Source organism: Mesobacillus jeotgali (assembly GCF_031759225.1).
Taxonomy (GTDB): domain Bacteria; phylum Bacillota; class Bacilli; order Bacillales; family Cytobacillaceae; genus Mesobacillus; species Mesobacillus jeotgali_B.
In genome coordinates this window covers 223,808-249,097 of sequence record NZ_CP134494.1, presented here as the reverse complement: position 1 = coordinate 249,097, position 25,290 = coordinate 223,808, and the positions used below count along the sequence as shown (strand labels likewise).

Annotated in this window: 22 protein-coding genes and 1 riboswitch; of the genes, 5 read left to right on the top strand and 17 right to left on the bottom strand. The window is 45.5% G+C overall.

What is annotated here, in order from left to right; translation table 11 throughout:
• Window positions 1-24 precede the first annotated feature (24 nt).
• Together RH061_RS01325 and acpS are read right to left on the bottom strand one after the other, a co-directional pair.
• Window positions 25-1,038, bottom strand: coding sequence for a LolA family protein (locus RH061_RS01325; RefSeq protein ID WP_311073399.1), 1,014 nt, complete (start codon window positions 1,036-1,038; stop codon window positions 25-27).
• A 192-nt stretch (window positions 1,039-1,230) separates the two neighbouring features.
• On the bottom strand, window positions 1,231-1,584 hold the full coding sequence (acpS, locus tag RH061_RS01320) for a holo-ACP synthase (protein WP_311073398.1): 354 nt from the start codon (window positions 1,582-1,584) through the stop codon (window positions 1,231-1,233).
• 150 nt (window positions 1,585-1,734) lie between these two features.
• Between acpS and RH061_RS01315 the strand changes: the two genes are divergently transcribed.
• Complete coding sequence (locus RH061_RS01315; protein ID WP_311073396.1) at window positions 1,735-2,319, top strand: rhomboid family intramembrane serine protease; 585 nt, start codon at window positions 1,735-1,737, stop codon at window positions 2,317-2,319.
• An 89-nt stretch (window positions 2,320-2,408) separates the two neighbouring features.
• On the opposite strand, the gene RH061_RS01310 is transcribed toward RH061_RS01315, so the two are convergent.
• From RH061_RS01310 to RH061_RS01245, 14 genes are all read right to left on the bottom strand, one after another.
• Window positions 2,409-3,857 carry a PH domain-containing protein gene (locus tag RH061_RS01310; RefSeq protein ID WP_311073395.1) on the bottom strand — a complete coding sequence of 483 codons (1,449 nt, stop codon included), beginning with the start codon at window positions 3,855-3,857 and terminating at the stop codon, window positions 2,409-2,411.
• Window positions 3,850-4,332, bottom strand: a complete 483-nt coding sequence (locus RH061_RS01305; RefSeq protein ID WP_311073394.1) for a PH domain-containing protein — start codon at window positions 4,330-4,332, stop codon at window positions 3,850-3,852. Before RH061_RS01305 ends, RH061_RS01310 begins: the two co-directional genes overlap by 8 nt.
• A 110-nt stretch (window positions 4,333-4,442) precedes the next feature.
• Window positions 4,443-5,408 (bottom strand): UV DNA damage repair endonuclease UvsE, encoded by a 966-nt coding sequence (gene uvsE, locus RH061_RS01300; protein ID WP_311073393.1) that lies wholly within the window; start codon window positions 5,406-5,408, stop codon window positions 4,443-4,445.
• Between the two features lie 311 nt (window positions 5,409-5,719).
• Window positions 5,720-7,201 carry a degradosome RNA helicase CshA gene (locus tag RH061_RS01295; RefSeq protein ID WP_311073391.1) on the bottom strand — a complete coding sequence of 494 codons (1,482 nt, stop codon included), beginning with the start codon at window positions 7,199-7,201 and terminating at the stop codon, window positions 5,720-5,722.
• Between the two features lie 327 nt (window positions 7,202-7,528).
• Window positions 7,529-8,239: an alpha/beta hydrolase gene (locus RH061_RS01290; RefSeq protein WP_311073389.1), complete on the bottom strand. Its 711-nt coding sequence runs from the start codon at window positions 8,237-8,239 to the stop codon at window positions 7,529-7,531.
• 135 nt (window positions 8,240-8,374) lie between these two features.
• Entirely contained in the window at window positions 8,375-9,754 is a 1,380-nt protein-coding gene (locus tag RH061_RS01285; protein WP_311073387.1) for a UDP-N-acetylmuramoyl-tripeptide--D-alanyl-D-alanine ligase, read from the bottom strand.
• Window positions 9,755-9,971: 217 nt separating this feature from the next.
• Entirely contained in the window at window positions 9,972-11,054 is a 1,083-nt protein-coding gene (locus tag RH061_RS01280; protein WP_311073386.1) for a D-alanine--D-alanine ligase, read from the bottom strand.
• 571 nt (window positions 11,055-11,625) lie between these two features.
• The gene (locus tag RH061_RS01275) at window positions 11,626-12,045 is read right to left on the bottom strand and encodes a universal stress protein (RefSeq protein WP_311073385.1); all 420 of its coding nucleotides are present in this window, start codon (window positions 12,043-12,045) and stop codon (window positions 11,626-11,628) included.
• 85 nt (window positions 12,046-12,130) lie between these two features.
• On the bottom strand, window positions 12,131-13,603 hold the full coding sequence (locus RH061_RS01270; protein ID WP_311073383.1) for a SulP family inorganic anion transporter: 1,473 nt from the start codon (window positions 13,601-13,603) through the stop codon (window positions 12,131-12,133).
• Between the two features lie 348 nt (window positions 13,604-13,951).
• Entirely contained in the window at window positions 13,952-14,335 is a 384-nt protein-coding gene (locus RH061_RS01265) for a VOC family protein (RefSeq protein ID WP_311073382.1), read from the bottom strand.
• 47 nt (window positions 14,336-14,382) lie between these two features.
• On the bottom strand, window positions 14,383-15,828 hold the full coding sequence (locus tag RH061_RS01260; protein WP_311073381.1) for a heme ABC transporter ATP-binding protein: 1,446 nt from the start codon (window positions 15,826-15,828) through the stop codon (window positions 14,383-14,385).
• Window positions 15,825-16,886, bottom strand: coding sequence for a FecCD family ABC transporter permease (locus tag RH061_RS01255; RefSeq protein WP_311073380.1), 1,062 nt, complete (start codon window positions 16,884-16,886; stop codon window positions 15,825-15,827). The genes RH061_RS01260 and RH061_RS01255 overlap by 4 nt, the downstream gene beginning before the upstream one ends.
• On the bottom strand, window positions 16,852-17,808 hold the full coding sequence (locus tag RH061_RS01250; RefSeq protein WP_311073379.1) for an ABC transporter substrate-binding protein: 957 nt from the start codon (window positions 17,806-17,808) through the stop codon (window positions 16,852-16,854). Before RH061_RS01250 ends, RH061_RS01255 begins: the two co-directional genes overlap by 35 nt.
• Before the next feature lie 223 nt (window positions 17,809-18,031).
• A riboswitch (cobalamin riboswitch) is annotated at window positions 18,032-18,212 on the bottom strand.
• A gap of 66 nt (window positions 18,213-18,278) precedes the next feature.
• Window positions 18,279-19,055, bottom strand: a complete 777-nt coding sequence (locus RH061_RS01245) for a hypothetical protein (RefSeq protein WP_311073378.1) — start codon at window positions 19,053-19,055, stop codon at window positions 18,279-18,281.
• A gap of 341 nt (window positions 19,056-19,396) precedes the next feature.
• Here RH061_RS01245 and RH061_RS01240 point away from each other — a divergent pair, with 341 nt between their 5' ends.
• Together RH061_RS01240 and RH061_RS01235 are read left to right on the top strand one after the other, a co-directional pair.
• Window positions 19,397-20,584, top strand: coding sequence for an FtsW/RodA/SpoVE family cell cycle protein (locus RH061_RS01240; protein WP_311073377.1), 1,188 nt, complete (start codon window positions 19,397-19,399; stop codon window positions 20,582-20,584).
• Complete coding sequence (locus tag RH061_RS01235) at window positions 20,581-21,438, top strand: GNAT family N-acetyltransferase (RefSeq protein WP_311073376.1); 858 nt, start codon at window positions 20,581-20,583, stop codon at window positions 21,436-21,438. The genes RH061_RS01240 and RH061_RS01235 overlap by 4 nt, the downstream gene beginning before the upstream one ends.
• A gap of 17 nt (window positions 21,439-21,455) precedes the next feature.
• On the opposite strand, the gene RH061_RS01230 is transcribed toward RH061_RS01235, so the two are convergent.
• Window positions 21,456-22,319 carry a sulfite exporter TauE/SafE family protein gene (locus tag RH061_RS01230; protein ID WP_311073375.1) on the bottom strand — a complete coding sequence of 288 codons (864 nt, stop codon included), beginning with the start codon at window positions 22,317-22,319 and terminating at the stop codon, window positions 21,456-21,458.
• A 234-nt stretch (window positions 22,320-22,553) separates the two neighbouring features.
• Between RH061_RS01230 and RH061_RS01225 the strand changes: the two genes are divergently transcribed.
• Both RH061_RS01225 and RH061_RS01220 read left to right on the top strand, forming a co-directional pair.
• A complete protein-coding gene (locus RH061_RS01225) occupies window positions 22,554-23,132 on the top strand; it encodes a YqaA family protein (protein WP_311073374.1) in 579 nt (192 codons plus the stop codon).
• A 324-nt stretch (window positions 23,133-23,456) separates the two neighbouring features.
• A complete protein-coding gene (locus RH061_RS01220; RefSeq protein WP_311073373.1) occupies window positions 23,457-25,187 on the top strand; it encodes a mechanosensitive ion channel in 1,731 nt (576 codons plus the stop codon).
• Window positions 25,188-25,290 lie beyond the last annotated feature (103 nt).

Sequence of the window (25,290 nt, the reverse complement as noted above, 5' to 3'; positions counted from 1 at the left end):
TACACTGAGCCTGCCTTTGAGGTATTATTTTTCCATATCAGCCAGAACTGATTTTGCGACCATTTCCATTTCTTCTGGTGATAGGTCTGTTGAAGCCAGCATATAATCGACTCCGAGGTGTGTCCAGGAAACCGAGGTTTCGTTCATCGCTCCGATTGTGAATCCGAGGTCGACTGGCTTTCCAGTCACGTTGATCGCAGAGGACATCGCAGGCATCGCATCCGCTTTTTCCTGGATCAGCGTGAATGATTTTTCGCCGTCATATGTGAGCACCACGCGCTTACCATTCTCGGTCGTGATTTCCTTCTCGTCAATCAAAGTAACGCCCGGGATTTCAGCAACTGGATATTTCACGGTGAATTCGTTATCTTCCGCATTTGCCATTACAGGCACCTCAAGCTGTGCACCTGTCATGTTTTTCTTCATATCAAACGCATCCTTGTCAAAGCTTGCGTCGAATTTTACGTCAGAGAATTCAACTGTTACCAATGAGTTGCGATCAGGGTCCATCACCTTGACGCTGACTGGCGCCAGGTTCTTTTTGTTCAGCTTGATTTCCTGGATCGGAAGCATCTTGTTGTTCTGGTATCTTGTTTTTGTTTCGAACACATAATGTTCCTTGGTCGCCGAGAACTTCGCTTGCTTATCCTCGAGAATATCCATGATTAAAGATTCGTAAAGGTATGCCTGGCTGCTGTTCTTCGGCCAGTCGCTCTGGAAACGGAAGCTCTTGTTCAACGCTGGTGTCAGAACAAAAACCCCTTCCTCATTCCTGAGGATCATCTGGCTCTGGTCCTTCTGGGCATTCTTCAGGTTCACACGGTAAAATGACGGATCTTTATGCCAAATCTCCACATCGTACACTTGCGGCTCCGTACCCATCTGCAATGTCATCTTTGCCTTAGCCTTGTAACTCTTCAGGTCTTCGAGCGTTCCATCCAACTCCTTAACCACAGATTCCTGTGATTTCGTACCGCAGGCAGCCAGAGCAAAAACAACCATGAGCCCGGCGAGAAGCAACAATAACCTTTTCTTCATTCTTCCAACCCCTTTTAGTCTCATTTAAACGTGTAAAGGGAAAGAAAGGACAGGAATAAGACACTGGCTGCAAAATTGCTTGAGTAGTCTTCGTGCAGCCATGATTCTCGCCGCCCTAGCCTTGTCTCCCTTACTGCATTATGAATATATGAGACAACCTGGGCGAATATGCCCCCGGGATTGACAAGCATTTTAAAATTTTTCGATAACCACCTGCGCGATAGCATATTGCTCACTGTGGGAAATGGACAGATGGACTCCCTCCATATAAGGCTTTGTGACTATTGGCCGTCCATGCGGATCTGTTTCGACTTCAATATCCATGAAGGACAATTCCTTGCCGATGCCAGTCCCCTTCGCTTTTGAAAAAGCCTCCTTCGCCGCCCATCGCCCTGCGAGGAATTCAATTCCTCTCCGTTCATTATACTGGCTGTAAACTTCCCTTTCCTTTTCTGTTAAAACTCGCTCCGGAAAACGCGGTTGCGATTCTACCAGCTTGCGGATCCGGCCGATCTCCACAATATCGATTCCTGTTCCGATGATCATTTTTCCAGCTCCCTTCTAAAAAAGCTTCATGCAGCATACAAAATAGTGTACAACTTTTGCCGGTTAGGGCTATCCTTAAGATTAGGATTATCATTAAAAATCAGAGCAATCTGATCCAACCTCACGATAATGAGGACCGAGGAGGTTTCCATGTTTACAAGAACAGAAAGCTTGCGCGACTTCATTAGGTTTTACCCTGTTATTTCTATCATCATTTCTATCCATATCTTATTATACTTGCTGACGGCATTGCCAATCTTCCCAAGCAAATACCTGTTTGGACTTTTAGCCGGCGTGAACTTGTATGTTGTGAATGGAGAGTACTGGCGATTATTCACACCGATCTTCATGCATGCCGGTTTTGCACATATGCTGTTCAACAGCTTTTCACTCGTCTTGTTCGGCCCAGCACTCGAGCAGATGCTTGGCAAAACGAAATTCATTCTGATCTATCTCGTGACAGGCATCGCAGCGAATATCGCAACCTTGATCCTCGAACCGCTGACATACACACATGTCGGCTCAAGCGGTGCTATCTTTGGCCTGTTCGGTTTCTATATTTCTATCATAATGTTCCGGAAAGCCATGTTGTCACGTGAAAACTCCCAGACGATCATGACAATCGCCATCATTGCCGTGATCATGACATTCGTCCAGTCAAACATCAATATTACCGCCCATATTTTCGGCATGCTTGCTGGTTTTCTGATCGGCGCCGCCATTTATAGAAGGTAATCGCATTTTAAAAAGCGCCTTAAGGGCGCTTTTTTTCGGTATGAGTAAATTTCATTTCGATAAATATCCAGCTTCGCTGACCAATTTCCTCACTCAGCTGTTTCATGCGAGTACCATTCATAGATCATATCCACATGTTTTTTCTCAAGGTCAATGACTTTGCCGCCAGCACCGCCATGCCCGGACTTAACGATGGCCTCGACGGTAGCGAGATTCTTTTTCCTTTGAAAAAAGCTTTCTTTCATGCTGAAGGATTGGACTTTATTTTTCTTCATATATACTGTGTTCTTGACGATATTGCGGTATCGGAAGGTCAGCATCCCCTGGTCAAGGCTCCAGCCTGCATCCTTATAATTCATGTAGGACCAAATGGCCGAGACTGGGAGCAGGAGCAGGGTGACAAAGCCCCATGGTTTTAAAAACCAGATGGCCGCAATGATGATCGGCAGCGCAAACAGCCAGCCTTTCAGTAAATATCTGCTGTATGCCCGCCTAGGCGCAGGCGATATATTGACACGGAAGTGGTACTCCGTCAAATGCGGTTCAAGCAGGCCGGGGATTTTTCTTTTTTTCACGATCGGCAGGATGAGGACCTTGGAGCTTTCCTGGTCAAGCGCTGAGCCGCCAGCACTTTCCAGATATGCCGATGCATAGCCTAGCGGCTGCCTGATGAGATTCTCGCTGATCCTGACAGCCTGGATCCGATTGAGCGGGATCGTGAACTGCCGCTTTTCCAATAATCCTCGAGTGATAACCAGGTCATTATCCACTTTTCTCACGGTAAAATTTGCGTATTTCAGCATCGTCCCAAACAGTGCGATCATCCATGCCAGCAAGAATCCAAGAAAAACGACGACACTGATAAAAACAACGCCGTTTTGGACAAAATGCTCGACTCCATCAAAAATCTGCTCATAAGGAATGAACTCTTCGAATTGGAAGACGAACGCAAGCACTGCAGAGATGACGACTCCGACGCCGCCCGATGTCGTCGCAAGCATCAATAGCTCCGGGACCGATATTTTATATAGAAGATCATCGGAGGTTTCTGGCTCCTCTTCCCCCTGCTGGATTTGCCCCGACTTTTTGATGGAAACGAGATAATCATGTATTTCCTGTGCATCCTGCTTTGTGATCGCCGTAAGGATCGCCTCTCCATCCTGGAGTCCCATTCCGCCCGAACCGGCTGTCTCTACCTTCACCTTCACCAGCCCGAACAGCCTCTGCAAGATTCCTTCCGACAAATCAACGCTTTGAATCCGATCGAATGGGATATAGCGTTTTTTCCTGACGATCAATCCGTATTCAATCCGCAATTCGCCTTGCTCGATGCGATATGTAAATCTGTACCATGACAAAACTCCATAAACCAATACCAGCACGACGACACCAATCGATCCGAAGAAGTAAAACAGGTCCCAGTCGGTTCCCCTGCTTCCAAATACAACGAAGATCAAAAATGGGATGATCATTTCCTTCAGCTGACGGAGTGCATTAACGACAGCAGCAATCGGATGGAGCCTTTTCGGTTCAGACATCTTCATCCGCCACCCTTGCCAACCTTGAAATGGAGATCCTCAAATTTTCGGCCTCCTCCATATCGAGCGCAGGGATTTCATGGATTGTCGCAGCCGTCGAAACTGTCACCGTCGATAAACGGTATTTCCGCAGCAAAGGTCCTTGCTGTGTATCAACATGCTGGACACGTATCATCGGAATGAGTGTCCTTTTGATGATGAATACCCCGTATTGAAGCTCTATTTCCTGCTCCCTTACTTCGTAACGCCAGCGTTTCCAGCGCAAGGCCGGCAATAAGATGATGAATATATAACTATATACAGCAGCGACAGCGAGAGCTGCACCAATAATCCAGATAGGAAAATCAAATATTATCGTAATGGCGATCAGACCGCCCGCTAATATCCATACCACCAGGGAATGGAGGCCAGCGGCAATTTTCCAGACGGTCAATGCCTGCTTGGAAATCCGCTTTTGCGGCTCAGAAATCGTCATAAGGCTTCCTCCCATTTTTCCAATTAATAGCACCTTTCTAAGTATACAACAATAACACATCTGTATGGCACTTAAATCGGGAGGAAAATGCGCTAAGCCCTTGGATCAAATTATTTCACCTTGAAGCTGCTGCCGTCGACGCTCTCCACTTCAGGCATTTGTTTTAGGTCTTCTGCTAACTTAAAGAGGGCAAGATCTTTCTTTTTCGCTTCAATCATGCAGTGAATTTCCGGGACAGACCCCTTTATTCCATTAAGGAAATCCATGAACATATCACCATCTACGTATTCAGCGTGAGCCCGGAATTCTTTTTCAGAACGAGGACTGGAAATATGCATTTTCACCGGCAGCTTCGAGTGTTCCCATGTCCCGACGATTCGCTCCCATTGCTTCTGCCAGTTTATGTCCTCATGATGGGCAAGGTGGTGATGATAATCGAACACCAGCGGAATCCCAAGCTTTTCACAAAGGTAAAGCGTGTCATGCAGCGTGAACGATGTATCATCATTTTCAAGGATGATCATATTTTGCAGCCTTGTTGAAACAAGTCCCCAATTATGGATGAATTGCTCCAGCGCTTTCTCCCGGTCTTCATAAACCCCTCCGACATGGAGGACGCAGCGATGCTCAGTATCGATTCCCATCCCCTTCAACAAGGCATGATGCAGCGCCAGTGTCTTGATTGAATTATTGAGAGTATCTGTCTTCAGCGTATTCAGAAGGACAAAATGATCCGGGTGAAAATCAACACGCATCGGGTTTTCTTGTAAAAAGTCCGCAATATCCTTTAAAGGCTCCTTTAACGCGCGCATATATTTCCAATCAGAAAGTTCTTCATGATTGGCAAGAGGAACAAGCCTCGAACTCAGCCGGAAAAAGTGAATCTCGTTTGCCTTGCTATGCCTTAACAGCCGCAGGCAATTTTCAAGATTGGATATCGCGATTCTCTCCAGCTTATTGATGGCTGCATCCCTGTCCTTGATTCCCTGGAATTGCTTGAAAGTCATCGTCTGTGAAGGCGAAGCATTCTTCAGTTCCTCACTCATCGCCACATAACCAAGCCTGACAATCGTCATTTCAGCCACCCCCCCATTTTTATTGGTAGTATGTCCAAAATCGATTTTTTAGTTTAGGGAGAGGAGAAATTCCCGGTTGGTCGATATATTTTGGAATATGGTCGATATATTTCAAAATCCGCTGATATATTCCGGAATGTGGTCGATATATTTTAAAATTCGCTGATATATTCCGAAATGTGGTCGATATCATTCCAAAAGAGTCTTACCCCCTTTTATTCACACCCATTAACAAAAAAACTCATCCATTTTGCATTCTGGCCATAAAAAATCCCCGATTCTTTTTGGAATCGGGGATTTGTTCGTCATTATTAACGTGAAGGTCTTGATTTGTAACTGCTGCCTTCTCTGCTGCCGCCGCCACCTGTGCGTTTTGTTCCAGAGCGTGGCTTATAAGGCTTTTTATTGCGTCCATCGCCGCCTCTGTTATCGTATCTTCTGCGGTCTCCTTGAGGCTTTTTGTCTCTTCTGTTTGGAAGAGGTTTTTCCTCAGTAAGCTTAACAGGAGTTGTATCAGGCTCTTTAGTCAGCATTTTCAATACGGAAGCAACGACTGTTTGAGCATCATGATTTTTCAATAGCTCATCTGCAGCCTGGCGGTAGTATTGAAGGTTGTTTGACTCGATTGTTTGTGTAATCTTGTCAACAACTGCTCTTTGCTGGCCTTCAAGCGCTTGGTCCAAGGTTGGAGCAGTCATTTTTTCCATGCGGCGTTTAGTTGTCTTTTCGACTACATGAAGGTAAGAAGTCTCTCTGTGTGTAACGAATGTGATCGCCATACCCTCTTTACCTGCACGGCCAGTACGTCCGATACGGTGTACATAGCTTTCAGGATCCTGAGGGATATCGAAGTTGTATACATGTGTTACTCCAGAAATATCAAGTCCACGAGCTGCCACGTCTGTCGCAACAAGCACATCGATTGAACCTTCCTTGAACTTTCTTAAAACAGACATACGCTTCGCCTGCGTAAGGTCACCGTGGATTCCTTCAGCAGTATAGCCGCGCAGGTTCAACGCTTCAGCAAGCTCATCAACACGGCGCTTCGTGCGTCCGAAGATGATTGCTAATTCTGGAGATTGGATATCAAGAAGTCGTGTAAGAACATCGAACTTGTTCTTCTCCTGAACTTCTACATAGAATTGCTCAATCAATGGAACTGTCATTTCCTTCGCTTTGACACGAACAACCTCTGGGTCCTTCATGAAGCGCTCAGCGATCTTGCGGATTGGTCCTGGCATAGTTGCCGAGAACAATAATGTCTGGCGTTCGCTAGGGATTTTCGCAAGGATAGATTCGATATCTTCGATGAAGCCCATGTTCAGCATTTCATCTGCTTCGTCAAGGATCACAGTTTCCACATTATCAAGACGGATTGTCTTTCTGTTGATGTGGTCAAGAAGTCGTCCTGGCGTACCCACGATGATGTGAGGCCCTTTTTTCAATGCGCGGATCTGGCGGTTGATATCCTGGCCGCCGTAGATTGCAAGAACGCCCACTCTCTTGCCAGCACCGATTTTATATAATTCCTCGGAAACCTGGATGGCCAATTCACGAGTTGGCGCGATGATGATTCCCTGGATATTATGGTTTTCTTTCTTGATTTTTTCCACTAGAGGAATACCGAAAGCAGCAGTCTTACCAGTACCTGTCTGCGCCTGGCCAATCACGTCTTTATTCTGAAGGCTGATTGGAATCGTCTCTGCCTGAATTGGAGTTGCTTCCTCAAAACCCATATTCTTTACAGCTTTTAATGTTGCGGGGCTAATGCCCATGTCTTGAAACATTGTCAACTTTGCTCATTCTCCTTTTTGTTCACATTTATCCCGCACCGGTTCTTCCGATGCATCGTTATTTTAAGTGGCTGTTTAAGGATCCAAACCATTTCTGATTCTGGTCAATTTTATCGTACCTATGCGGCAAAATAGGTGTTTGCACCTTGTGTTTTAAACAGGGCTGAATCAGCAATTACAATACGCTGAAGCACAGAACCTGAAATATTAGCAAAAAAAGACATTCTCCAGCACGGGAGTATGTCCGCTTAAAGGATTTTCTCAGTTAGACACTCAATATTCATGATACCATCTTTAGGAAGGAAAAGCAATTTTTGTGGAATCGCCTTAACTATTGATTCCTGCTTTTGCATCGGAGGTCAAAAAATCGTATACCTCGTCAAATAGGTGTTCTTTTTCATCACAATGACAGATCAGATGTTTGGAGTTCTTATAAAAAATCAGCCTTTTATCATCAGCGCCAATATTTTCATATAAGTAATGGGCGCTTTTCGGGGGAACAATGCCGTCACTCTCGCCTTGTGCGATCAGGGTTGGCACCTTAACATCGTTGAGAATAGGCTTGATTTTAGTTACAAGCCTGCGAAACTGCAAGGTAGCGGTCATGGGTGTTTCTTTGATTTTTCGTGTATAACGCCTGAATAACTCGTTTTCTTTAAGATTCCCTTTTAACGTGTCTTTCATCATTTCCTTGATATCGAACGCAAGCTGTTTAGGGTTCACATAATAAGCAGCCGCACTGAGCAGGACGAGTTTATCAACCGGATAATTCGAGGCGAGATAGCTGGCAATCAGGCCACCCATTGAAAAACCGACAACATAGACGGTGTCACATTCTTTCAATAACGCCTTCAGCTCGTTTTCGGCATGGTCAATCCACTCATTATGCTTGATTCCCTTTAAATTGAGCTCATTGCCATGGCCAGGCAGGGTAGGAACAACTATTTTCCAATCGGTTCTCTCTTTCAGCGACTGGGCAAGTGGCTCCACTTCAAACGGAGACCCCGTAAAACCATGGATTAACAGACAACCTATCATAACCAATCACCCATTAGTTTTTCTCGTATTTAATCTTTCCCCATTTTAAATCATTTAACCCAGATTTTCCTCGAAAATGCCTTTTTAAAAAGAACAAAAAGATGCCCAGCTGAACGGACATCTTCATGTTGTAGATTACTTCTGCAATGCATGGACGACTTCTTCGAGCGCCATGCCGCGTGATGCTTTTACGAGGACAATGGTTTCGTCTGTTACGTACTTCTTCAGTTCATTGCTTAACTGCTGCTTATCCTGGAAAGCAAATGCCCTGTCATCGCCAAGTACTTCTTTTGCGCCTTTGGCAATGGATTCGCTCAGTTTGCCAAAGGTGAAAACGTAATCGATTTTTCCTGGTTCAAGCGATGTCCCAACCTTGTAATGATATTCCTCCTCAAGAGGCCCAAGCTCGAGCATGTCACCAAGCACAAGGATTTTACGGCTATATCCTGACAAATTGGCAACAAGGTCTATTGCTGCATTCATGGATGTCGGGCTTGCATTGTAGGCATCATTGATGATTTTTTCGCCATGAGCGCCTTCGGAAAGTTCCATCCTCATATTTGTCAGCTTCAAGCCTGCAAAACCATCATTCATTTTTTCAAAAGGAACGCCCAGGAATTCTGCCGCAAGCATAGCTGCCAGCGCATTCAGGATATTATGGTTTCCGAGTACCGGCAGATAAAAAGTTTCATCAACAAGGTTTGTCTTGAACTTATTGCCATTTTCCATCGGCTCGATGCTGAGCGGATAAAGGTAGTTATCAGGGCTCGCACCAAACGTTTTCAGTTCCCCATTCCCTTTGTAATCCTTCAGCCTTTCCTGAAGAAGCGGCTCGTCTCCATGGAAAATGATCAGCCCGTTCTCCTGGAGGCCATCGATGATCTCCAGTTTTGCATCCGCAATCGCTTCTCTTGAACCAAGGTCAAGCAAGTGAGATTCTCCGATATTCGTGATGATCACCGCATCAGGTCGGCCCAATTTTGTTAAAAACTCAATTTCGCCCTTGCTGCTCATGCCCATTTCAAGCACAGCAACCTCTGTATCTTCACGCAAACGAAGAAGAGTCAACGGCAGGCCAAGGTGGTTATTGAAGTTTCCTTCTGTTTTTTGGACCTTGTATTTCTGGGCAAGCAGATTCGCTGTCATGTCCTTGGTCGTCGTTTTCCCATTGCTGCCGGTAATCCCGACAACCTTGATGTCGAGTGAATTACGGTAGCTTCTTGATAACTCCTGCAAGGCAATCGTCGTGTCTTCAACGATGATGATTGGCAGGCCTTCTGGAGGATTCGGCACATCCTTTTGCCAGAGCGCCGCTGAAGCTCCACCATTTTTGATGACGTCAGCCACAAATTTATGTCCATCTGTCCTAGCTCCTTTAAACGGAACAAACAGGTTTCCTGCCTCGATTTTACGAGTGTCGATCGAAACACCCTTCACCTCTACATCAGCAAATTCACTTACATCATTAAGCGCTCCTGCCATTTGGGCGATTTCTGATAGTGGTTTTTGGATCATTTTTATTTCCTCCCAATAGAAAAGCGCAAGCGCCTTGGTCAGCACCGACAAGCGCTGGAGGGCTGACCGGTGAAGTCGTCCTTTGACTTCATCGGGCGGACCGAAGCGACTCGAGGGGCTAGGCGCTGGAGCTGGACAATTCTTGAATTGAATTTTATGCTTTCTTATTCGAAAAGAGAACACCGCCGCCGCCGTGTCTCCCTGGTTGATTTATCGGTTAAAATGTATATTTTATCTTCTGCTTTTCAGCGTGGCGTTCCATTCCAAGGTTCACTAGCTTTTCAATCAGCTGCGGATATTCGACACCTGTATGCTTCCACAAGAGCGGGAACATGCTGAATGGTGTGAAGCCAGGCATTGTGTTAACCTCGTTAATCAGCAGCTGGCCATCCTTGGTAAGGAAAAAGTCAGCCCGGACGAGACCTGAGCAGTCTAGTGCTTTGAACGCAGTAATGGCCATTTCTTTTAGATCAGCATATTGCTGTTCTGTGATTTCAGCAGGGATGATCATCGCTGTATCGCCATCTTCATATTTTGCTTTGTAATCATAGAAATCTTTTTTGGGGACGATTTCACCAACGACTGAGCACTCTGGTTCATCGTTCCCAAGCACACCAATTTCGATTTCACGGGCGACGACACCCTGTTCAATAATGATTTTACGGTCGAATTGGAACGCCTCTTTGAAGGCTTCCTCAAGCTCCTGTTTATTGGATGCCTTGCTGATTCCCACGCTGGATCCAAGGTTTGCAGGCTTTACAAAGCAAGGATAGCCAAGTCTTTCTTCAACAAGGCCGTATACCTTTTCGCTGTCTTTTTCCCATTCGCTTCGCAGAGCGGCCACATAGTCCACCTGAGGAAGTCCCGCCTGTGCAAATACATTTTTCATGACGATTTTATCCATGCCTGCTGCTGAGGCAAGGACGCCATTGCCAACATATGGCAGGTTCAATAATTCCAGCAAGCCTTGAACCGTACCATCTTCACCGTTCGGTCCATGCAACAATGGGAAAATGACATCAAGAGTCTGGTTGGATTCTTCACCGCCTGCCTGGAACAATGCTGGTGTGAATGAAGGAGTCGGCAGATTTGAGTGATCGTTAAACTCAAGCGCCTTGACATTCTCTGCAGGAGCGCCGAGCTGAGGACCCTTGACCCATTCTCCTTCCTCCGTTATGTATATAGGATAAATCTCGAATTTTTCAAAATCCAATGCTTTCGTCACAGCCAATGCTGTCTGCATCGATACTTTATGTTCAGCCGATTTGCCGCCGTACAGCAGCCCGATTCTTGTCTTCATAAAAATAGACCTCCAATAAATTCAATCTGGCTCCACTTTCCGCTTCCTATTTTACCACTTTATTTTTAAATTACGGAATTGTTATCAATTTTTAATAAAGCTCTTTATGCAAAACTTTATTGCTTTCTCACCCAAAGTAAAAACCGGGTTTTGGGTTAACACAAATATCACCGCATATCCGATCTGAATGCGAATAAATGTTTCTGTACGAAAAGCAACAATCAATGCGAAAAAGCCTTCAAGCTATACTATTTCCTGTTTTTTCAGCATGAAACCTGCCTTGGACTTAAAAGTTAGCATTCAGTGAATAAGTTACCTTATTAATCACTACTATTAGGAAACTAACCCAATTTCAGCGCCTAATTTACCATATGAATTACTTAATAATTCTGTGAGTGATTAAATCTCTTAACAACATTTCATAATTCAGCTGGAAAAAATCGGGTAAAATTTCCAATTAGCTATATTAATTGGATTTTCGCTATATTAATGAGACCTCAACTAGAAAATGTAAAATACCGCCCTATTACTCTATAAAAAAGAAAAACGCTCAGGTTGCCCTGAACGCTGGTTATTTTACGATCAATACTGGTGCTTTTACTCGTTTTGCGACTTTGTGGCTGACGCTGCCAAGGACCATTTCCTGCAGGCCGTTCAAACCGCGGCTGCCGACGACGACGACATCGAATGAATTCTTGTTGGCATAGTCGACAATGGCCGGTCCTGGTTCACCGAGCAATTTTTCATACCTGAAATTCAATTGTTCCTCTTCAAGCATGTTTGTTACCGGCTGGAGCCTGATTTTTCTTTTTTCTTCAACGACAGTTCGGTCAGGATTGTGCAGGACATCTTCCTTGGAAGTCTGCCCATCGACAACATACACAACAGTGATTTCACTATCGCCGCTAAGCTTTGCTAATTCCACTGCTTTTTTTGCCGCGCGCACTGAATGGTCAGAACCATCTGATGCCAGCAAGATTCTTTTAAACATGCCATTCCTCCTACATTAATTTCCATTATCTAATATATAAAGAAAGCACGCTGATTCGTCAACGTGCTTCCTGAAAAATTATTAATTAATGTCCGGAAAGCTTGGCGCCTTCCTGTTTGTGAACGGCTAGTTTGTCAATCAAGTGGGAGCTCGGTTCATTCAGTCCATGCAGGCGGACTAAGGTTCCACTTTCCCTTAGTTTGATGACGATTTTATCGATGGCCGCAACCGCTGAATCGTCCCAAACATGGGCATGAGTCAAGTCGATCACGACTTCCTTTGCAACTTCTTTCAAATCGAATGATTCAATTAAATCCGTAACAGATGCAAAGAATACTTGTCCTGTTACAAAATACGTGCGGCGGTCTGCAGCCACATCAAATGTTGATGTAACTTTCACCTTAGAGATCTTCGCTACGAAGAAGATCGCGCTCAAGATGATTCCGGCAAATACACCTTTTGAAAGGTCATGAGTGAACACAGTCGTAACCGTTGTGACGACCATGACGATTGAATCGGTAACAGGCGTCTTTGCTATGCCTTTGATGGATGACCAGTCGAATGTTCCGATTGATACCATGATCATGACGCCAACAAGGGCAGCCATCGGAATTTGAACAACAATGTTTCCTAAAACAATAATCAGGAACATCAAGAAAGTACCAGCAACGAAGGCAGACAATCTGCCTCGGCCGCCAGATTTAACATTTATTACGGATTGGCCGATCATTGCGCAGCCTGCCATGCCGCCGAATAATCCGGCAACAATGTTCGCGATCCCCTGGCCGCGGCTTTCTTTATTTTTATCACTAGAAGTATCCGTCATATCATCAACGATCGATGCTGTCAGCAACGATTCAAGCAAGCCGACAATCGCCAGAGCGATTGAATATGGGAAGATGATTTTTAACGTTTCCAGGTTGAATGGTACATCAGGAATCAGGAATGATGGAAGAGTAGAAGTAAGTGTACCCATATCGCCCACAGTCCTCACATCACTCTTGGTCATCAAGGCAATTACAGTAATCACGATGATTGCGACAAGTGGTGATGGAACTGCCTTTGTAATGCGCGGAAAAAGATAAATGATCGCCAGCGCACCGGCTACCATCGCATACATCACCCATGTGGCGTCTACAAATTGCTCAAGCTGCGCCATGAAAATCAAAATCGCAAGTGCGTTAACGAAGCCAATCATGACGGAACGCGGAATGAACTTCATGAACCTTGCCAATTTAAACACACCAAACAGAATCTGCAGGAGACCTGTCAAAATCGTAGCAGCCATTAAATATTGTAAACCATGGTCAGCAACAAGTGTCACCATCAACAGCGCCATCGCACCGGTCGCAGCTGAAATCATACCAGGACGGCCGCCGACAATCGCGATTGTCACAGCAATAGCGAATGAGGCGTAAAGTCCTACCATCGGGTCAACACCAGCAATAATCGAAAAGGCGATCGCTTCAGGAATCAAAGCAAGCGCAACGACGATCCCCGCAAGGATATCTCCTTTCACATTGCCAAACCATTGTTCTTTAATTGTATTAGTATTCAAGTAAACACCCCTTAATATTATTTTGTGGCTTCCTACTCTCAAGCAAGCCGGGTCCGTTACAAACAGGAATTATCATAACACATCTCCCCGAAGTCGCAACTTATAATGTAAGCGCTATAATGTTTCCTTTTCTTACAGATTCGACGGTATTCTTCATTTTTCATACAGGTAAGATAAAAACCTTAAAATGTAAAATCGCAATTCATGTTCTGCTTCTTGAAGGTTTTTAAAAGGAATATTTGTTATGGGGATTTAGGAGGCTTTGATTTGTATACTTTTCTATGTAACATTTCTCCCCGAATCCGAGCTTAAAAAAATCCCTGCAGCTCTAGAGCTGCAGGGATTTTATCAACCAATCGGAGTGCATATTTCAATATAGTGCCCATCCGGGTCGGCTGCATAGGCGACGACCTGGCCCCATGGTTTTTCGGTTGGCTCGAGCAGGATTGGGACTCCGGCGGCCCGCAGTTTTTCTACTGCGTCCTTCACGTCCTCTGTTACGAATCCGAGCTCGAAGGTTTGTTCCTTCCTTATTCCATCCGGGATTGGCAGCGTCGTGATCTCACGGCCGCTTTCTCTCGTGTTCATCGACAGCACGGTGTTACCCGTTTCATATTCGATGTAGGTCCCAAATTCATTTCGAAGTTTAAGCCCTAGCAGCTCACCGTAAAAATGCTTTGTTTTTTCCAGATTGGAAACATATAGAATGACATAGCCCATTTTCATTTCCATTCTCATCACCTCTGTGAATAAATTCGAGACGAAGTGAACGGTTTCCTTCATTGAAGCTTAAATGCGCTTTTGCTGTTTCTATAGTTTAGGATTGCTTCCTTTGTGCAGGTGTAAATCCCCTCGCTGATTAGCTTGCCGAGAGGCGTTGCAGTGCCTGCATAGGAAATTTCTTCACCTTGCTGTGTTGCGGCAATGCAGATACTGTCCGTGGAAATGCCTGCTGGCTGGCCGGCAAATCCAGGTCCGCTCCCTTCCAGTTCCTGCAGGACGCTTATTTTTGCTTCTGCCGCCGTCATTGCGCTCTGGATAAACGCCTCCTCAGAAATCCTGCCGTTAATGAACAGCCAGGTATTGATATTCCGGGGGCTGTCCCGATGGGTGCTGCCTGCGGAGACAATAATAAAAATCGACATTCCCTCAGTCTCAAAAGAGCGATATGATGCTGTTTCAACAGGAACAGCCGTCATCATCCCCACCGTTTCGCTTGGAAGGAATCTCTTGTCCTGCAAGTACTGAGCCATCTCCGCCTTATGGTCGCTGCAGTCATACTCCATCGGGACAACACGATGCACGAACGAACTGTGCCATCCAATCCCGGCACCGGTAATTCCCGAAGACATCGTCCTCAACTTTACTGGTGACTGCAGGATGATACGGTCGTGCCCCACATCAAGAAATCTGTCGTCTATTTTAAAAACACCGTCATGATCGCTCTCGGTTTCCGGCACGAGCAGCAATTGAGGCTTGGCGATTTCCGGATGCGGATGGTTTTTGATTTGCGTTTTATAAACACTCTTAATCCGTTCTTCTTTTAACACTTCAACAGGAGAGTCGACAATCAACACCTCTCCGTTTTTCATTAACAGCAGCCTGTCACAATATAAAGATGCCAGATTCAAGTCATGGAAAATGGATACGACCGTAAGCTCCTCTTCGGATGCCCATTTTTTCAAAAGGTCCAGCAGCTCTTTTTGAAAACTTAGGTCAAGATGATTCGTAGGTTCATCGAGCAGCAGGATCCTCGGCTGCTGGGCCAGTGCCTGGGCGAGATAGACTCGTTGTTTTTCGCCGCCGGATAGTTCTACGATTGATTTTTCCTGGAGTTGGGTGATTCCTGTCTGGTCCATCACCTTCAGGACAATCTGCTCATCTTCCTCACTCCAGCTGTGGAACCAGCCCTTTTGGTGGGCATAGCGCCCGAGCGAAACAGTTTCTTTTACACTATAAGGGAAGGCCTGGTCGGAATGCTGCGGCAGGACAGCCATCATCCTGGCAAGCTGCTTCGGTGAATACTGGGTCAATGGCCGGCCGTCCAGCTCAATGGCACCTGCACTGAAATCCAAAGCGCCGCTGATCATTTTTAACAGCGTGGTTTTCCCACTTCCGTTTGGACCAAGGATTCCGAATAACTCACCCTTGCCAACCTCAAAGGAGATTCCTTTCAGCACCTCGCCGCCTGCATATCCGCCTGTCAAATTCTTCACTGTGATCATCGGCCAGCACTTCTTTCCCTGCGATTTTTCATTAAAATAAACGCAAAAACCGGAGCACCGATTAATGCTGTGATCACGCCGATCGGCAATTCAGAAGGGGCGATGATCGTTCTTGATATCAGGTCTGCGAGAATCAGGAAGCCGCTGCCGATCAGGACAGAAAGCGGCAGCAAGTGGCGATGGTCCGGTCCCCAGACTGTCCTTGTCAGATGCGGGATGACGAGACCGACAAAGCCGATCGTCCCTGAAACCGCAACCGCTGAACCTGTTAAAAGTGAACCGGACAGCAAAATCAGAAGCTTGCGGCGCTCGACATTGACACCCAGGTGCTGGGCGCGCTCCTCACCAAAAGACATGGCATTCAATTCCCTTGTATTGGCAAGCAATATCACCAATCCGATTATAAAGAAAGGAAAAATAATTTTAATGTATTCCCAGCCGCGCATTGACACGCTGCCCAGCAGCCAGCCGATGATTTGCCTCAGTTCTTCTCCGGAGAGGGCGATCATCAAAGAAATGAAAGAACCTAGAAATGAACTTAAGATAATTCCGGTCAAAATGATTGTCTCCACCCTGAGCAGCCTGTCGACTTTCCGGGCAAAAAACAACACAAACAAGACGGTGGCAAAGGCAAATAAAATGGTCAACACCGGCAAGGTGAAGGCACCGATCAGCGGCAATGAAATGCCAAAGAACAGCGTGATAACTGCCCCGATGGAGGCACCTGATGAAATCCCAAGCGTGTAAGGGTCTGCCAGCGGATTGCGCAGCAGGCCCTGGAAGGCAGCACCGGCAATTGCCAGCGATGCGCCGACAAGCCCTGCCAGCAATACACGCGGCAGCCTGATTTCCATGACGATACTTGCATACATCGGATCGATTCCCTGTCCCTGAAAGCGGAAAATCTCAGCACCAATAATCTCAATAATAGCGGGTACAGGGATGGAAACAGTTCCGATGGAGATGCCCAGCAGCATCGAGATGACCAAGAATGCTGCCGCAAATAGATAGGCAATTCCTATTTTATTTAAAAACGTCCGGGTAAATGGCTTTCGCAAGCTCCTCTGCTCCTTCAGCGAGCCTTGGACCTGAACGGGTAACGAGATCGGAATGGACATCATATACCCGCTGGTCCTTGACCGCTTTTACATTATTCCAGCCCTGCCGCGCAAGAACCTGATCAGCTGCGTTTTCAGTATAATATCCATAGGTTGTCACAATGACATCCGGATTACGCTCAACAATGGCTTCCGGGTCAACCTTCGCCCAGCCATCCATATCGCCAGCAGCATTCTTAGCGCCGATCAACTCAAGCATTTCATTGATGAAAGTACTCTTGCCGGCAGTGTAGATTTCCGGCGCTGGTGAAACCTCGACAAATACCGTTTTCTGCTCTTCCGGTTTGATTGCTTCTGCTTTCTTCTTCAGTTCCGCAAAACTGTTTTTCATATTCTCAATAAGTTCATCTGCCTTATCTGTCTCGCCAATGGCCTGGCCAATCATCTCGATGGATCGATATACCTCTTCAAATGACTGCGCATCATTCACGACAACAACAGCTATTCCCGCATCCTTCAACTGCTGAAGACCCTCTTTCGCAGTGTCCGCTGTTGATCCAGGTGCCAGGACAAGGTCTGGCTTAAGGAAAATCATTTTTTCGATATTAAACTCCATGCCGCCGACTTTTTCTTTTGCCATAACATCTTCTGGATAATTATCGAAATCGGTGACACCGACAATCGCGTCTCCGCTATCAAGTGCATAAACGATTTCCGTGTTGCTTGGGATCAAGGAAATGATCTTTTCAGGTTTTTCTTCAATAACGACTTCTTGATCAAGCGCATCTTTTACCGTGACAGGGAATCCCGTCTTCTGCTCCTGCGCGGTTTTTTCGCTTTCCTTCTTTTCTGGCTGTGCTTCCGTGCCGCATCCTGCCAGGATCATAACTGCAGCCATGATCAACATCAATAACTTCTTCATTCGCTTCTCCTCCAATTTCCTAATAAGCTTTGCTTGGTTGATTTTCGTTCCAGGCGCTTCGCCTTCCACTACAATCAACAGGGCTTAAAAACAACATTTGGCTTTAACAGAGCCAATAAATAAAAAAACATCTCCACCTGAAGGGGAGATGTCCGAGTAAGCAAATGTTTTTATCGTCATAAAAGACATAGAGCCTGTCGGCACCTCCCTATCCTCGTAGGTTTGCTGGTGCAATGGACAGGCAGGTCTCCTGGCTCATGGTCAATGCTCGCTGCGCCTTCCCATACATTTGTACAGTGGCATTTGCAGCTTGCTCCCATTTACAGTGGCGGGACCGCGTTGGATTTTCACCAACTTCCCTATTAAGTCTTGTTATAAAAGACACCTGTTCATTTGTTATGTAATTTTCCGCTAAATCCAATTATACACGATTTGCCAAAAATTGCTCCAAAAATTTTGTTTTTTCGACGTTATTGAGCAAGCAAGCTCCATTCTTTCGCTTTTTTATCGAAGACAATCCTGCCATCCGGAGTGCTTCGGCTGGCTTCTTTATATTCATCATGCATATCATCCATGTTGGCAAAATCACCAATGATCCAGATTGGGATTTCAATTCTGTTGCGGCTTTGCTGGATGTTTTTCAACGAAAACACCGCCCCTTCCTTCAGGGCTGGCGTCAATGATTTCAGGATTTCCTTGCTGACGGAAGGATAGGATTTCTTTTTCCGGATCCCAAGCAGCGTTTTTTCCGGCTTCATCTCCCCCAGCTTGCCTGAAAGGACATGGCCAAGCATGCGGAAAAAGTCATTGAGATTGCGGTAATAGGTTTTATTGAACCAGCCATCTTCAGTGGAGAGGAACACGAATCGATTATTAAGCTGATTATAAAAAGGCAGTTTCAAATGATGCTTGATATGCCCGAGATACAGAAGCTCAGCAATTTCATGGGCCGACAGCACATTCAATGCCTCCACTTCCTCAAAATCGATCCAGCAAAAATCACCGTATGCATGTACATTCGCTCCGACCAATTTTTCAACGCTGTCCTCAGGTACATACTCAAATAAAGTATGTCTGTTGAACTCACCATCCTCATAGCGATGCTTCAACAGCAGCAAATGGTTGAGTGAATCAGACAAGACCCGTGCGAATTCATGGAATTCGATCCCATGCGAGAGCACGTACTGGTCCCGTTCGTTCAAATGGACGTATAGTATATCCCTGCTATAAGGATGGTTCTTTTTCAAAGGCAAAACCTCCCGGAAAAATTCTCAGCTGCAAACTGCCAGCGGCTCCGTACAAATAACACTTCTTCCATTCTAACAAAAACGGCAGAAAATATCTTATTCTGACTCTTCAAAAACATAATTATTATCGACCTTTTCCGCGAAAAGAATCCAGCTTTGATCAGAAACTAACCCGCCTATTAAATCGTCTAATAGGTACAGGAATATCTTACCTTGGCAGGGATTGTAAGAATCATCCTTTTACGTTAGCATAAAATGGTAAGACTGCCGATCAGTGAGCCCGAGAACTAACTGCAAGCAGCAAAATTCACCGGAATAATGAATGGGACAGGGTGTAGCAAATGGAGAAATCGATTAAAAAATTCGATAGATTTGATTGGACGTTGACGCTCCTCTTAATGCTGTTTTTTCTGACCAGCTGCGTCGCCATATACAGCGCACAAAAGACAGGGCAGTATGTCGGTCAGAATTTTTTATACAAGCAAATATTCTGGTATGTCGTCGGATCTGGGATCATCGCTGTTGTGATGATGTTCGACAGTGAACAATACCGCAAACTTTCATGGTATTTGTACGGGTTCGGGGTGTTCCTGCTTGTCTTCCTGTTTTTCGCTCCAGCCAGTATCGCCGAAGAACGAAACGGGGCCAAAAGCTGGTTCTTCATCGAGCCATTCGGTTCGATCCAGCCCTCAGAATTCATGAAGGTCTTCTTGATTCTTGCCCTTAGCAGCACGATCTATGCCCATCATAAAAAACATTCGGTAAAGACGCTTCAAACAGATTTCCTGCTTTTCATCAAGCTTGGTTTCATAACCGCCTTGCCACTTGGAATGATCATGCTCCAGCCTGACCTGGGCACCTCTCTCGTCGTGCTTGCCATTTTCACCGGGATCATCCTTGTTTCAGGCATCACATGGAAAATCATCCTTCCGCTCTATGGCGGCGGGGCTGCATTTGGAGCCGGCATTCTGTATCTCGTCATCTGGAAGCCTGAGCTCCTGAAAAAATATTTAGGGGTAAAAACGTACCAGTTTGGGCGCATTTATGCCTGGCTTGATCCTGATAGCTACCCGGAATACGGTTATCATCTATTAAAATCCCTCAGTGCAATTGGATCAGGCATGTTGACTGGAAAAGGGATCAATGGCAGTGAGGTCTATATTCCCGAAAGCCATACAGACTTTATTTTCAGTGTGATTGGCGAGGAATTCGGCTTTGTGGGCGGCAGTTTTGTCATCAGCCTGTACTTCCTGCTAATCTACCATCTGACCAAGACTGCCCTGGATACAAATGACCCATTCAATACCTACATCAGCGCGGGAGTCATCAGCATGGTCACCTTCCATGTTTTCCAGAATGTCGGGATGACGATCCAGCTGCTGCCGATTACCGGCATCCCGCTGCCATTCATCAGTTATGGCGGAAGCTCGCTTATGGGCAATATGCTCGCGATGGGGCTGATATATGGCATCCGATTCCATCATAAAACCTATATGTTTGCCTCGAGAGACAGGAGTTTTGATATATGATGCTAGTAAGCCATTACCGTGAGAATGAAGTTTTGAGAAAAAGTTTTATCCAGCTTGCCGCCGACATTTTCGGCCTTGATTTCACGAGCTGGCATGAGCGCGGATATTGGGGAGAAAGGTACATCCCGTATTCCTATGCAGACGGCGACCAAATTATCGCCAATGTATCGGTCAACGAGCTTGATTTGGTTATCGAGGGAAAAAGCCATAAAGCCCTGCAAATCGGCACCGTCATGACCCATCCGCGGTATCGGAACAAAGGCCTGTCAGCCTGCTTGATGAACCATGTTCTGGATGAATACGAAGGAAAGTATGACTTAATGTACTTGTTCGCCAACGACAGCGCGCTGAATTTTTATCCGAAATTTGGATTTGAACAAGTTGAGGAACATCAATACTCGACGAAAACTTTGACGGGGACTGATCCGCTGCCATTAAGGAAATTAAGAATTCCTGAGGACCTTGAGATGATTGAAAAATTTATCTATACCAGAGTCCCAGTTTCCAATGCCTTTGCGACTGCCAATTCTGCCGGGATCACAATGTACCATATCCTTAATGTATATAACGACCACCTATACTACCTTGCAGAAGCAGACGCTATTTTAATTTTCATAAGAGAATACAGGACCGTCCAACTGTATGACGTGATCTGCACCGCCCCTGTAAACATGAACGACATTATTTCTTCCTTTGGAGATACAGATACCATTCAATTCCACTTTACACCGGATCAAGGTGATATCCCATATCAACAGGAGCCATTTAAAAGAAATGGTGCATTTTTTGTCAGAAAGAGTCCCGGACTCGAGATTCCTCCTTTCATCAAGCACCCAGTCACCTCTGAGGCATAAATAGAAAAAAGGCTGAGTCAGCCTTTTTTCTTTGCCTTTTCTGTCTTTATTTTACGAATGGACATTGTAAAAAAGTACAGTATGAACATCCCCATGATCACCAGGCCTGTTTTATTCAGGTCAAAAAGCTTCAGGACCGCTCCTGCCAGCGTGACAAGATAAAGGATCCCAAGCATCGCGTTCATTTCCTTGTTTTCAAAATAGGAAGTCATTCTTGCGCCGAACTGGGAGCCGACTAGTGCACCGGCAATCAGCATTAGACCAATGAAGTAATTGATATCCGTATCGACCGCATAGGATATGAACCCTACTGAGACAATGAGCAGCACCGCAAACAGACTCGTTCCGACTGCCTTTTTCGGATTGAAGCCGAGCGATGTAATGATCAGCGGAACGATGATGAAGCCTCCTCCCACTCCGAGCGTTGCCGAGACGAAGCCTCCGAGGAAGCCAACAGCCAACAGCTTTGGCAGCGAAAAATCGGCTGGTGCAGCGATTTCCTCATCCTTCTTCCTTCCCTGGCGAATCATCTTTATCGCAAAATAAGCAAGCAGCACAATATAGAGGAACGGAATGACAATATCATCCCAGCCCCGCGCCTCCAGGGCATAAACCAGCGGCCGTGCCAGCTGTGTCGCGGCAATTCCGCTCAGCCCCATGGTCAGCCCCTCTTTCCAGAGGATATTTTTCATGCGAATATGCGCGGTAATCCCAGAAATCGAAGTACCCACCGTGAAAAATAAGCTGGTTGTGATTGCCTCAAGCGGCGAAAAGCCTAACAACAGTAAAATCGGCGTCAGGATAAAGCCTCCGCCTACTCCGAAAAATCCTGAAAGGACACTGATCAATCCGCCCAGGAGCAAATACAGTATGTATTCCATAAACAACTCCCTCTTTTAATACATTCCTTTTATAGATTACCACTTTCAACCTCAAATTAAAGAATGGGTGCCTTAATTCCATATAAACAAACCTGCCTGATGAAATAAAACATGAAGCCACAGTTAATCTCTCTTTGCTGAAATAGTTGGCTCTAACAGAAGTAAAAATGGTATACTTCTAACTAGGTTTATTTTGCAAGACATACTATAACAACTCAAAGGAGATACTGTTTCATGTCTGAATGGATCCACGCGATTGAAGAATGGCTGCTTGAATTTGGTTCATGGGGATTATTCTTCGTGTCTTTCCTGGAATCTTCCTTTTTCCCGATTCCTCCCGATGTTTTGATGATTCCAATGGGTATTGCCAATCCTGACAAGGCCCTCTGGTACGCCTTCATCACAACGGCAGGTTCCGTACTCGGCGCCCTGCTTGGCTGGTATATCGGTAAAAAAGTCGGCCGTCCAATCCTGCGATATTTTATAAAAGAAGAGAAAATTGTCCTGGTCGAACGCTATTTTGAAAAATACGGTGCAATGGCCATCCTCATTGCTGGCTTTACACCTATCCCATACAAAGTCTTCACGATTTTTTCAGGAATCTCCAACGTTAGGATTCCGACACTCATTATCTGGTCAATCATCGGCCGCGGTGCACGTTTCTTTCTTGAAGCAGCCATCATCGTCGCACTAGGCGACAAGGCCATGCCATTCATCGAGGAAAACTTCGCGATGCTGACAATCGTCCTTGGTGTCGTCATGATTGCCGGATATTTGGTTTACATGTATTTGAAGAGATCCAAGAAAGCTTAGTATAGAAGAAAACGGGCCCAGCGCCCGTTTTTTTTTTTCCATGCTGCACACTGATCAAACTACTAACCTGTCTGCCTCTAAAACAACCCTCCTTCTATCAATTCACATCCATATTCTACCTAAACCCTCTCTCACTCACTCAACAATAATATTGCTATTGGAACAACACTCCCCTTTGTTTATAACAGCAACAAATGGGTAGATTAAAGTATGCTTGCTAGCTAACTAGGACCTTTTTACAAGTATAGCTGCAACTCTTCTTGGTCTTATCCTGAACATTCGCAGAACACCATGAAGGTCCAATTAAAATAAGGAGTGAGAAGTTTGAACAATAATTTTTACAATGGCTGGGACAGCATTCTTGGCAAACTGCCAAATGTGCTGATTGCACTTGCGGTCCTGCTTGTGGGATGGCTTGTCGCAAAATTGATTGAAAAAGCTGTGTACAAGGGGCTTCAGAAAACCAGCCTCGATAACAAGCTTTTTTCTAACATGAACAATAAGAAGTATTCAGCGGAGAAAATCATCAGTAAGATAGTCTATATTTTAATTCTAGTATTTGTCTTCATCATGTTCCTGAATATCTTAGATTTATATGTTTTGACTGAGCCGCTGATCGGAATGTTCTCAACGATTGCCGCAGCGATCCCTAACATCCTGAAAGCCGGATTGATCCTGTTATTTGCCTGGCTGATTGCATCAGGCCTGAAGTTCCTGATCCAAAAAGGCGGCAAGACGCTCGGTGTCCATGAAAAACTAAGCAAGTACAAGCTTACGGTCGACAACCAGCAGACAACAAATGCGGTAGACACGGTTGCGAATATCGTCTTCTATCTCGTATTGCTGATGGCATTGCCGGCCGTACTGTCAGCCCTTAATCTGCGCGGCGTTTCAGAGCCATTTGAAAGCATGATTGCAGGAATCCTTTCCTTCATTCCTAAACTATTCGGTGCTGCACTGATTCTTTTAATAGGCTACTTTGTCGCTAAAATCGTCCGCGATATCCTGACGAACTTTTTGCAAAGCATTGGCACGGAAAAACTAGTACAGCGTTTCGGCTTATCCCGACTATTTGAAGGCACAAGCCTTTCACGAGTGATTGGCACGATTGCTTTCGTATTGATTTTGATTCCAACAGTCATCGCTGCACTTGAACGCCTTGATGTCGAAGGAATTTCCGAGCCCGCTATCGCGATGCTGAATGATATCCTGACGATGATTCCGAATATCGTCGTTGCCATCATTCTTGTCATGATTGGCCTGTGGCTGGGAAAATGGCTGAAGAAATTCACAGCTGATTTGTTAAAAAGAATTGGTTTCGATTCTTATTTTAAAGGAGTGGGACTAGGCAGCAATGCTAACCGTCCAAACTCATTAAGCTTATCAGAAATCGTCGGCTATATCGTCCAGGTCATCGTTGTCCTCTTGTTTGTAGCCGAAGCACTGAATGTCGTAAAACTTGATTTCTTCGTCGACCTTGCACGTGGTGTAATCGCATATCTTCCACATGTCATTGCCGCGATTGTCATCCTTGGTGTCGGCCTATGGCTCGGCGGTCTTGCGAAGAAAGTACTCAGCAGCATCCTGCAGGGTGATTCATCAAATGTGCTGGCAACTGTCGCAAAATATGCGATCATTACCATCGCTGTCTTCATGGCACTTGACCAGCTTGGTGTCGCACCTGCCATCGTGAACGCAGCCTTCATCCTTACCCTTGGTGGATTGGCGCTCGCATTCGGACTTGCATTTGGACTTGGAGGCAAAAATTTCGCTTCAAAATACCTGACCAAGTTCGACGAGAAAATCGAAAAAACCAGCATTGACCAAGCAGCGGTCCAGCAGCAGAAAATGAAAAAGAACAACCCGGTCAACCAGAACCCTGCTACACCGCCAAACTTGAACAATCTGAACCAAAATCCTGGCACACCGCCAAACTTAAACAATCCGAACCAGAATCATAACCCTGGCACGCCGCCAAACTTGAACAACCCGAACCAGAACAGAAACAATAACCCTATGGATCCTCACAACGGCGACAATCCGTTGAATCCATAATAGAACAAAACACAGCTGCCAATCACGGCAGCTGTGTTTTTTATGTACTTAACTGAAATTATCTATGAAAAAAATAACGAGAAACACAATGAAGGCATAAAAA